The organism is Pseudomonas violetae, assembly GCF_023072615.1.
GTDB classification, from domain to species: Bacteria; Pseudomonadota; Gammaproteobacteria; order Pseudomonadales; family Pseudomonadaceae; genus Aquipseudomonas; species Aquipseudomonas violetae.
In genome coordinates this window covers 51,222-61,668 of sequence record NZ_JAKNRW010000031.1, presented here as the reverse complement: position 1 = coordinate 61,668, position 10,447 = coordinate 51,222, and the positions used below count along the sequence as shown (strand labels likewise).

The 10,447-nt window shown below is 57.9% G+C and carries 10 protein-coding genes; 1 reads left to right on the top strand and 9 read right to left on the bottom strand.

The features are described 5' to 3' along the window. Nucleotides 1-220 precede the first annotated feature (220 nt). The 6 genes from msrQ to L9059_RS24630 all read right to left on the bottom strand — a co-directional run bounded on the left by msrQ (nt 221) and on the right by L9059_RS24630 (nt 6,198). Complete coding sequence (gene msrQ, locus L9059_RS24655; protein ID WP_247293441.1) at nt 221-841, bottom strand: protein-methionine-sulfoxide reductase heme-binding subunit MsrQ; 621 nt, start codon at nt 839-841, stop codon at nt 221-223. Then, nucleotides 841-1,854 (bottom strand): protein-methionine-sulfoxide reductase catalytic subunit MsrP, encoded by a 1,014-nt coding sequence (gene msrP / locus L9059_RS24650; protein ID WP_247293440.1) that lies wholly within the window; start codon nt 1,852-1,854, stop codon nt 841-843. The genes msrQ and msrP overlap by 1 nt, the downstream gene beginning before the upstream one ends. 60 nt (nt 1,855-1,914) lie before the next feature. After that, on the bottom strand, nt 1,915-2,769 hold the full coding sequence (pssA, locus tag L9059_RS24645) for a CDP-diacylglycerol--serine O-phosphatidyltransferase (protein ID WP_045059415.1): 855 nt from the start codon (nt 2,767-2,769) through the stop codon (nt 1,915-1,917). 145 nt (nt 2,770-2,914) lie between these two features. Next, entirely contained in the window at nt 2,915-3,931 is a 1,017-nt protein-coding gene (gene ilvC, locus L9059_RS24640) for a ketol-acid reductoisomerase (RefSeq protein WP_007948647.1), read from the bottom strand. A gap of 48 nt (nt 3,932-3,979) precedes the next feature. Continuing rightward, nucleotides 3,980-4,471 carry an acetolactate synthase small subunit gene (ilvN, locus tag L9059_RS24635; protein ID WP_003176102.1) on the bottom strand — a complete coding sequence of 164 codons (492 nt, stop codon included), beginning with the start codon at nt 4,469-4,471 and terminating at the stop codon, nt 3,980-3,982. A 2-nt stretch (nt 4,472-4,473) separates the two neighbouring features. Then, nucleotides 4,474-6,198: an acetolactate synthase 3 large subunit gene (locus tag L9059_RS24630; RefSeq protein ID WP_247293439.1), complete on the bottom strand. Its 1,725-nt coding sequence runs from the start codon at nt 6,196-6,198 to the stop codon at nt 4,474-4,476. A gap of 398 nt (nt 6,199-6,596) precedes the next feature. Between L9059_RS24630 and L9059_RS24625 the strand changes: the two genes are divergently transcribed. Further along, nucleotides 6,597-7,010, top strand: a complete 414-nt coding sequence (locus L9059_RS24625) for a DUF4124 domain-containing protein (protein WP_247293438.1) — start codon at nt 6,597-6,599, stop codon at nt 7,008-7,010. Nucleotides 7,011-7,038: 28 nt separating this feature from the next. On the opposite strand, the gene L9059_RS24620 is transcribed toward L9059_RS24625, so the two are convergent. Genes L9059_RS24620 through mrcB form a run of 3 tightly spaced genes read right to left on the bottom strand, consistent with a single transcriptional unit; the run spans nt 7,039 to nt 10,446 of the window. Further along, entirely contained in the window at nt 7,039-7,374 is a 336-nt protein-coding gene (locus L9059_RS24620) for a YqcC family protein (RefSeq protein WP_247293437.1), read from the bottom strand. Continuing rightward, nucleotides 7,374-8,105, bottom strand: a complete 732-nt coding sequence (locus L9059_RS24615; RefSeq protein ID WP_247293436.1) for a tetratricopeptide repeat protein — start codon at nt 8,103-8,105, stop codon at nt 7,374-7,376. Before L9059_RS24615 ends, L9059_RS24620 begins: the two co-directional genes overlap by 1 nt. Before the next feature lie 16 nt (nt 8,106-8,121). Next, nucleotides 8,122-10,446 carry a penicillin-binding protein 1B gene (gene mrcB / locus L9059_RS24610; RefSeq protein ID WP_247293435.1) on the bottom strand — a complete coding sequence of 775 codons (2,325 nt, stop codon included), beginning with the start codon at nt 10,444-10,446 and terminating at the stop codon, nt 8,122-8,124. Nucleotide 10,447: the final 1 nt, after the last annotated feature.

The window sequence follows — 10,447 nt, the reverse complement described above, 5'->3', positions numbered from 1 at the left end:
AACCACTTGCGCTTTCGATCTCTCGTTAGCGGGAGGCGAATTCTACAGCGTTACACGCTGCTGTCAACACCTCTTTTTCAACTTCTTTTGCGCTTCGATGACCTGAAGCAACTCGCTGTCGAAAACTGCATAACTCATTGTTTACCAAGGAGTTTTCCGTTTCGACTGCGCCGGAAGTGGGGCGAATTATAGACATCTGAAATCTGCCGTCAAGCGCTAATTACGCCTTCTTTGCCGAAGGTGCCTTTTTAGCCCATAAACGCGGTATTCGCCGGGACACAGGGGGCAGTCGCAGCACCAAGAGTAATACCCCTATGGATGCATAGATGGCCCACTCCTCAAGATCAGCGCGCACAATCCACAGCATATGCAGCAAACCAAGCCCAAGTACGACATAGACCAACCGATGCAGCTTCTTCCAGCGAGCGCCTAATCGGCGCTGGCTGTATCGGTTTGAGGTCACGGCCAAAGCGAACAGGCAGATAAATGCCAAGGCTCCCACAATGATGTAAGGCCGCTTGCGCAACTCAACACCTAGCTGCGACCAGTCAAACCCAAGGATAAATGCCATATACCCACACAGATGCAGGACTACATAAGCAAAGCACCACAAACCGAGCTGGCGTCGCACTGCGATCCACCCCGCCCAACCACTAAGTTTTTGTATTGGCGTCATGGACAGGGTGACCAACAGCAATATGAGCGTACCCAACCCCAGGCGATCGACCAGCACCTTACCGGGATCTGGCCCAAGCAGATCTGCCCAGGCCTGGTACAACCAAAGGACAGGCCACATAGCGGCGGCAATGAAAACGCCGATACGCCAGAACGCGAAGCGCATCAGTAGTTCTTCCGCAGATCGAGCCCGGTATATAAAGAAGCGACTTCTTCCGAGTAGCCGTTGAACATCTGAGTGTCCCGGACGTTCGGCTTGAACAGGCCACTGGGCAGACGCCGCTCACGGGCCTGGGTCCAGCGCGGATGATCGACCGTTGGGTTCACGTTCGCATAAAAGCCATATTCATCTGCAGCGAGACTCTGCCAGGTAGTTTTGGGCTGGTCGCTGACCAGGCTGATTCGCACGATGGACTTGATGCTTTTAAAGCCATACTTCCAAGGCACCACCAACCGTAGCGGCGCACCATTCTGGTTTGGCAATTCGCGCCCATACATGCCCACTGCAAGAATCGCCAACGGATTCATCGCCTCATCCAGGCGCAGTCCTTCGACATATGGCCAGTCAATCAAGGCGAAACCGGAACGCTGTCCGGGCATGGTTTTGGGATCTTGCAGGGTTTCGAAGCGGATGTATTTGGCACCGGAAGTCGGCTCCACCTGCTTGAGCAATGCCGACAGGGGAAAACCGAGCCAGGGAATGACCATCGACCAGGCTTCCACGCAGCGCAGACGGTAGATGCGCTCTTCCAGCTGATAGGGCTTCATGAAGTCTTCCAACGCATACCGCCCCGGCTTACCCACCTCCCCATCTACTACCACACTCCAGGGTTCGGTCTTCAGCGCGCCAGCATTCGCAGCAGGATCGCCTTTCTCGGTGCCGAACTCATAAAAGTTGTTGTAGTGGGTCGCATCCTTGAATGGCGTTATCGCCTCATCCTTGACGGTAACCGCACCCCACCGGGTAGCGGGGATTTTCTCGGAGAACCAGGGGGGCGCCTTGCCAGGCTCGACATCGGCGTAGCGGGACGCCTCTTCGGCGCTCGCCCAACGCGGCAGGCTGCCGACAGCCAATCCGGCAACGGCAGCACCGAGGACACTACGTCGAGACAAATACAGGGATTCAGGCGTGACGTTCGACTCATGGCAGTCAGACGCCCGGGGGATCTTGATCAGCATGACTACTCCGCAGTTTTGGAGGACAGATGCACCAAATAAGACTGCGGAGTATGAGGGATGTCAGGCGTTTTTGTTCCGGCGAAGTCTTAACAGATATTGCACCGGACCAGAGGCTGCGTAAGCAAGAAACACCAGCAACAGGATACGCGGCGGATCACTGAACACCACGGCGAACACCAGCACCACGGCCAGAATTGCCACAAACGGAACTCTTCCCTTCAGGTCCAGTTCCTTGAAGCTGTTGTACTTGATGTTGCTGACCATCAGCATACCGGCGGCCGCAACCATCAGCGCCACCAGGAAAGACATCCTGGAGCCCTGGATGCCGTAGTCGCTGAACGCCCAGACAATGCCGGCGACTACACCCGCCGCTGCCGGACTGGCAAGCCCGATGAAGTAACGCTTGTCCGCGGTGCCGACCTGGGTGTTGAACCGCGCCAGACGCAGCGCTGCTCCTGCCACATAGATGAAGGCAACCATCCAGCCGACTTTGCCCATGTCACCCAGGGCCCAGCCGAACGCCAGCAGTGCCGGGGCAACGCCGAAGGCAACCATGTCCGACAGCGAGTCGTATTCGGCGCCGAAGGCGCTTTGAGTATTGGTCATGCGTGCCACGCGGCCGTCGAGACCATCGAGCACCATGGCGACAAAAATCGCGATGGCGGCAAAGGCGAAGTATTTGCTTGCGCCGACTGAGTCCCCGGCGCTCGCTGCCGCCTGGGCGCTCATCGAGTTGATGATGGAATAGAACCCCGCGAAGAGATTCGCGGTGGTGAACAGGTTCGGCAGAAGATAGATACCACGATGCCGGACTTTACGACCTTCAGCGTCATGCCCTTCTTCGATGTGTTCATCGATGGGCAGCAGGCTTTCGGCGTCAGAAGCCTGGTTTGGCTCTTCGGGACGTTCGCTCATGGACATTACCTTGCAACAGGGTGGAAAAGTTTCGACAGGCGTCTGGGACGAGGGTTCGCCCGCAAACGATGCAGCTTTATACCAGAACCGGCCGCCCAAACGAAAAAACGCGGCCTAGGCCGCGTTTTCCGTACAAGTGCGCGACTTAGTTCTTGGCTTTGTCGACGATCTTGTTGGCACCGATCCAAGGCATCATGGAGCGCAGTTGCTCGCCGATGATTTCGATGCCGTGAGCGGCGTTGTTACGACGCTTGGCGGTCATCGAAGGATAGCCGGTAGCGCCTTCGCTGATGAACATCTTGGCGTATTCGCCGTCCTGAATACGTTTCAGGGCGTTGCGCATGGCCTGACGGGATTCGGCGTTGATAACTTCCGGACCAGTCACGTACTCGCCGTATTCGGCGTTGTTGGAGATCGAATAGTTCATGTTGGCGATACCGCCTTCGTACATGAGGTCAACGATCAGCTTCAGTTCGTGCAGGCACTCGAAGTAGGCCATTTCTGGCGCGTAGCCAGCTTCAACCAGAGTTTCGAAACCGGCTTTTACCAGCTCAACGGTACCGCCACACAGAACGGCTTGCTCGCCGAACAGGTCGGTTTCGGTCTCGTCCTTGAAAGTGGTTTCGATGATGCCGGTACGACCACCACCAACGCCCGCAGCGTAGGACAATGCAACATTCTTGGCGTTGCCGGAAGCATCCTGATAGATAGCGATCAGGTCAGGAATACCGCCGCCTTTGACGAACTCGGAACGCACAGTGTGGCCCGGAGCTTTCGGCGCGATCATGATCACGTCGAGGTCAGCGCGCGGAACAACCTGGTTGTAGTGGATCGCGAAGCCGTGGGAGAAGGCCAGGGTGGCGCCCTTCTTGATGTTCGGCTCGATTTCGTTCTTGTACAGAGCGGACTGGAACTCGTCCGGGGTCAGGATCATGACCAGGTCGGCAGCTGCAACAGCAGAAGCAACGTCAGTCACTTTCAAGCCATGAGCTTCAGCCTTGGCAACAGTAGCCGAGCCTTTACGCAGGCCAACAGTCACGTCAACGCCGGAGTCTTTCAGGTTGCACGCTTGAGCGTGACCTTGGGAACCGTAACCGATGATGGCAACTTTCTTGCCCTGGATGATGGACAGGTCGCAGTCTTTTTCGTAATAAACTTTCATGAAATTCCCCTATATATCCAGGCCGTTCAGGCCATTCACTAATTTGGTTTAGATGCTGAGTACTTTATCGCCGCGAGCGATGCCGGTTACGCCACTGCGGACGGTTTCCAGGATCGACGCGGTGCCGATGGACTGAATGAAGCTGTCGAGCTTGTCGCTGGTACCGGTCAACTGAACGGTATACACGCTGGCGCTGACATCGACGATCTGTCCACGGTAAATATCGGTGGTGCGTTTGATCTCGGCGCGCTGGGCGCCAGTGGCCTTGACCTTGACCAGCATCAGCTCGCGCTCGATGTGAGCGCTCTCCGACAGGTCGACCAGTTTGACCACTTCGATCAATTTGTTCAGGTTCTTGGTGATCTGCTCAATGACTTCATCATGGCCAACGGTGGTCAGCGTCAGACGCGACAGGGTCGGGTCTTCTGTCGGGGCCACGGTCAGGCTTTCGATGTTGTAGTTGCGCTGCGAGAACAGGCCGACTACGCGAGACAGGGCGCCAGGTTCGTTTTCCAGAAGCAAGGAAATAATGTGTCGCATGATTAAGTACGCTCCGTCTTGCTCAGCCACATATCGCGCATGGAGCCGTCTTTGATCTGCATCGGGTAGACGTGCTCGCTGGTGTCGACCGAAATATCGATGATCACCAGGCGACCCTTCATGGCGAACGCCTCTTCCATCTTCGTCTTCAAATCTTTCAATTCGGTGATGCGCACGCCGACGTGACCATAGGCCTCGGCCAGCTTGACGAAGTCAGGCAACGATTCCATGTAGGAGTGAGAGTGACGGCTGCCGTAACTCATATCCTGCCACTGGCGAACCATGCCCAGTACACCGTTGTTCAGGATGACGATCTTCACCGGCAAGCCATATTGCAGGCAGGTCGACAGTTCCTGGATGTTCATCTGGATGCTGCCTTCGCCCGTGACACAGGCGACGTCGGCATCTGGGAAGCTCAATTTGATACCCATGGCCGCCGGAAAACCGAAGCCCATGGTTCCCAGGCCACCGGAGTTGATCCAGCGGTTCGGCTTGTTGAACTTGTAGTACTGCGCAGCGAACATCTGGTGCTGACCTACGTCCGAGGCAACAAAGGCATCGCCCTTGGTGACTTCGCACAGGGTCTCGATCACGGCCTGCGGCTTGATGATACTGCCGTCGCCCTTGTCGTAAGGGAACAGGCCACGGTCACCGCGCCATTCATCAACCTGCTTCCACCAGCTGGCAACGGACTCCTTGTTCGGGGTCTCGCCGATTTCCTTGAGGATCGCGACCATTTCGGTCAGAACGCTTTCCACCGGACCAACGATAGGCACGTCGGCCTTAATGGTCTTGGAAATCGAAGCCGGGTCGATGTCGATATGGATGATCTTGGCGTTCGGACAGAACTTCGCCGGGCCGTTGATCACACGGTCATCGAAACGTGCACCGACTGCCAGGATCACATCGGCGTGGTGCATCGCCAGGTTGGCGGTGTAGCTGCCGTGCATACCGAGCATGCCGATAAACTGACGGTCTGTGCCAGGGTAGGCACCCAGGCCCATCAGGGTATTGGTCACCGGCAGGTTGAGCATTTTCGCCAGCTCGGTCAGCGGCGCAGAGCCGCCACCGAGAATCACGCCACCGCCGGCGTACATCACTGGACGCTTGGCGGCCAGGAGCATTTCTGCCGCCTTGCGGATTTGCCCGGAGTGACCGCGAACGGCCGGGCTGTAGGAACGCAGCTTGGCTTTCTTCGGGAAGATGTATTCGAACTTCTCGGCTGGGTTGGTCATGTCTTTCGGAATATCGACAACGACCGGGCCAGGACGACCGGATTGCGCCAGGTAGAACGCCTTCTTCATGATTTCCGGGATTTCCGACGCGTGCTTGATCATGAAGCTGTGCTTCACGATTGGCCGGGAGATACCGATCATGTCGGTTTCCTGGAACGCGTCGGTACCTACCATGGTGCTAGGTACCTGGCCGGAAATGACCACCATTGGAATGGAGTCCATGTAGGCGGTGGCAATACCGGTAATGGCGTTGGTTGCGCCCGGGCCGGAGGTCACCAGTACCACGCCGGCTTTACCGGTGGCACGGGCATAACCGTCAGCCATATGGGTCGCAGCCTGCTCGTGACGAACCAGGATATGAGTCACTTCCGGTTCTTTGAACAGGGCATCGTAGACATGAAGAAGAGCACCGCCCGGGTACCCGTAGATATATTTGACGCCTTCGTCACGCAAAAAGCGGACGAGCATCTCACCGCCAGATAAAAGCTCCACGTTGTTCACCTCTAAAACGCCAGAATACCGTCCACATCAGAGGACGGGTCTTAATAGGTTTACTTCTCAGCAGAGCATGAGCGACGGTGGTCGCCGACTACGTCAGCACTGACTGAGCAAGTATTGGGATCGTCCCAAGTGTTGCGGGGCTTTCCCACCCAGCGCGAGGTAACGCGTTGCGGGTGTAACAGGTCGGCGCGGGTGTGCGCCTCATGATCTGCCGAGTGGGTCTGCTTCTGGCAGTCCCTCTACAGCGGACTTTGGATTCTTCTGTTTCGTCCCCCGCAAGTCAAGCCGTCTATGTGCTTTATTGAAGTAAGCGCATGAGAAAGCAAGAAAAAACCGCTAAACCGCAACTGTGTTAGCTTCAATTGCGCAACTCATGGCAAGGAAATGGCATGCGAACTTTATTGATGCTCGGTCTACTGATGAGCCCTTTGTGTATGGCAGGGCAAATCTACAAGTGGGTGGATGCCCACGGCGTGACTCACTTCGACGCCACGCCACCTCAAGGTCAGCAGGCGACAACGGTGCCGACTGCATCACCGCCTCCCAGCAAACCGGCACCACCGGCACGCAGCAATGTCATTGGCGATCAGCAGGCGATCGACAAATCGGTGAGGGCTCAGGTCGCCGAGCAACAAGCGCAGTTAATGGCGTTCTGCCAACAGGCACGGACGAACCTTGCCCAACTGCAGAACAATCCAAGAATACGGGAGGATGTCGAAGGTGAGATGCGCCGCCTGAGCGAGCAGCAGCGTCAGGAGCGCATCACCGAGACACAGAAGCAGATAGGGGACAATTGCCAATAACGACCTGATGGCCTGCCGGCGGACAGGCTCAGCGAGCCGCCATGATCAGCAGGTCAAACTCCTTGAGTAGCACCTGCAACTGCCGATCCTTGCCCTGTACATTGCGCGCGGCGAACACCATTTCGGCCATTTCCTGAATACCCGAAGCATTGGGTAATGGTAGATCCTGCTCGAGGATCATTTTCATCCGCGGCAGGAAAATCCATTGAAGCCATTGCTCGAAATCCAGCGTATCGACCGAGAATGGCTCGCCGCTGGAAAGCGCCTCAGTGGAGGGTGAGACTTCGTCCCACCACCCCTGGACTCGAAGCTCGCGCTCGATCAACAGCAGTTGTTCGGCGATCTTGGGAAAGCGTGCGTCCATCACAGCGTGACCTTGGCCTTCTGACGGGCCAACGCAGCGCCCGCAGAATCACCCTGCTTCTCGCGCGCCTGGGCGATCAGGTTCCACAGGCTGGCCTGTAAGTCCGGACGGCCATTGGCCATGGTCAGGCCACGACGAGCGAACTGCTCCGCCTGGGCCGAATCACCCTGAGCCATGCGCACCTGAGCCAGGCGATAAAGCACTTGTGGTTCACGCGGGGCAACCCGCTGGGCACGCTCGAGGCTCGACGAGGCTCCATTGAGGTCACCACCCGCCTGTTGCTGCTGGGCAGTGGTCAACAGAGCCAACACCGGACCGTCCAGTTGCTCATCGGCCGACAAGCCACCACCGGTACTGGCCGACGGAATTCCGCTCGGCGTCACCGGCATGCTGTAGCTGCCCTGGTTGATCGGCGCCGTCTGCACTGGAGTTGTATAGATCGGACCTGGCGTAATTGGGCCCGGGGTAATCGGCGAAGTGCTGATGGGCGCCGAAGCCACCGCACCGCCGCCTGGCACCATCACCACCACGCCAGTGTCACCTTGCGCAATCGCCTGGGCCTGGGCCGGACGCTTGACCGTCGTCTGCCGGAAACCGCCATTGGCCTGAACGCGCTCGCTGTTCGAAACGGCGCTGCCGGAATCCACTACCGGAATGGATCCGCGCTGCACGGTGGAGCAACCGCTGAGCAAAGCCACGGTGGTAACCGCTGGAATCAACCACTTTTTCACTTGAAACCCTCTTTGCTTAATTCATCCAGCCCTTGACCCAATCCATCACCGTTTCGCCCGAAGCAGGGCTTTCGCCACCGCAAGCGGGGCCGGGAGGCGGTTCGCTGCCGCGAATATACGGCATCTGTACGGCACCAGGGCAACCCGCATCGGAACCTTGCCCTGTCCGTGAATCGACCCAGGCCTGAACAATGTTGTCTGGCTGCGGCATGTCCAGCGGCAACGGATCGGCCTTGCGCATGAAACTGGTCCAGACCTGCAACGCGCCGGTGGCGCCAGTGAACGGCGTCTTACCGTTGTCATCGCGGCCCAGCCACACCACGGCCAGCAAATCCTGACTGAAACCGGCGAACCAACTGTCTCGCGAATCGTTACTGGTACCCGTCTTGCCGGCCAGGGTCAGGGTCTTCGGCAACACGTTATAAACCGAACGACCGGTACCTTCACGCATGACCCGCTGCATGGCGCTCTGGACCAGATAAATGGACGCCGGATCGAAACGCTGCTCGATCTGGAACGGATAACGCTTGAGCGGCTCGCCTTCTGCGGTCAGCACGCTGCGAATGCCGCGCATCGGTGTATTGAAGCCGCCGTTGGCGAGAGTCTGGTACATGGTTGCCACTTCTATCGGGGTCAAGCCACCAGCCCCCAGCAGCATCGACGGAAATGCCGGAAACTCGCGACTTACACCGAGCCGTGCAAGTGTCTTGAGCACGTTCGGCACGCCCAGTGCCAAGCCCAGGCGCGCGGTCGACAGGTTGTAGGAATGCGCCAGACCCTGATAAAGGAAGACCGTGCCATGGGAGCGGCGATCATAGTTCTGCGGCTTCCAGACCTGGCCGTCCGCGCCCTTCACCGAGAAGGAGTCATCCGACAGCCAACTGGTAAGGGTGTACTGGCTCGGTTTTTCCAGTGCGGTCAGATAAACAGCCGGCTTGATCAGCGAGCCGATCGGTCGAACCGCATCCAGTGCGCGGTTGAATCCGGCAAAACTGGCCTGGCGACTGCCGATCATGGCCTGGACTTCGCCGGTTTCCGGGTTGGTCACGACCATCGCCGCCTCAACCTCATCCGAGCCCTTGCGCCCGGCCAGACGCTTGAACGTGTCGTTCACCGATGCTTCGGCTTTCATCTGCAGGATCGGATCAAAGCTGGTAAAAATCCGCAAGCCTTCTTCGGTCAAATCCTCGTCGCGATAGTCCTGGCGCAACTGACGCTTGACCAGGTCGAGGAAGCCGGGGAACGAGCTGTCGGCGAGTTTTCCGCGGGTAGTTACACCCAGTGGCAATTTCTTCGCGGCTGCGACCTGCTCGGCAGTGGCGCCCCCCTGTTCCTCAAGGACATCCAGCACCAGGTTACGGCGCTCTAGGGCCCGTTCGGGGTTACGTCGTGGATTGTAGTAGGACGGCCCCTTGACCATGCCCACCAGCAAGGCTACCTGATGCAGTTTCAGCTCGGACAACGGCTGTCCGAAGAAGAACTGGCTGGCCAGTCCAAAACCATGCACCGCACGCTGACCATCCTGGCCGACGAACACTTCATTGAGGTAAGCCTCAAGAATCTCGCGTTTGTCGTAATGCAACTCCAGCAACATCGCCATCATGGCTTCGGTGAATTTGCGGGTCAGGCTGCGCTCGTTGGTCAGGTAGAAGTTCTTGACCAATTGTTGCGTCAGCGTACTGCCGCCCTGAGTCATCCTGCCGCCGGAAGTGTTGACCCAGATGGCCCGGGCAATCGATTTGGGCGACACACCCCAATGGGAGTAGAAGTCACGGTCTTCCACGGCAACCAGGGTTTCGAGCAGATACGGCGGGACCTGATTGATGTTGATCAGGATGCGGTCTTCGAGGTTCTTCGGGTAAATACCGCCGATCAGCAGTGGCTCCAGACGCACGACCTCGAGCTTCGAGCCATTGGTGGCCGACAGTTCCGCCACATAATCTCCGGAGAAGCGCACACGCACGGGCTGGGCTTTCTCCATGCCCTCATAGAACTGGAAGCCACGGGTATTCAAGTCGACGATATTGCCGTTGACCGCCGCAGCGCCCGGACCATTGCTCACGCTCTCGCGCCGGTAGCCCAGGGCGTCAAGCTCGGTAAGGAAGTCTTCTTTGCTCAGCTTCTGGCCGGTGAACAGTTCGAGCGGGCGCGCGTATACCTTGGCCGGGATGGTCCAGCGCTTGCCGGAGAACTTCTCCTGGACTATCGCATCAAGGTAAACCGCGAATCCGGCGAGCACCACAAGGCCGACCAGACTGAGTTTAAGGGCCCAGCCCAGCCAGGGGCGCAGGCCCCTGGAAGGTGGTTTTTTTGGAGTGCGGGGGGATCGAGTACGAGTCATG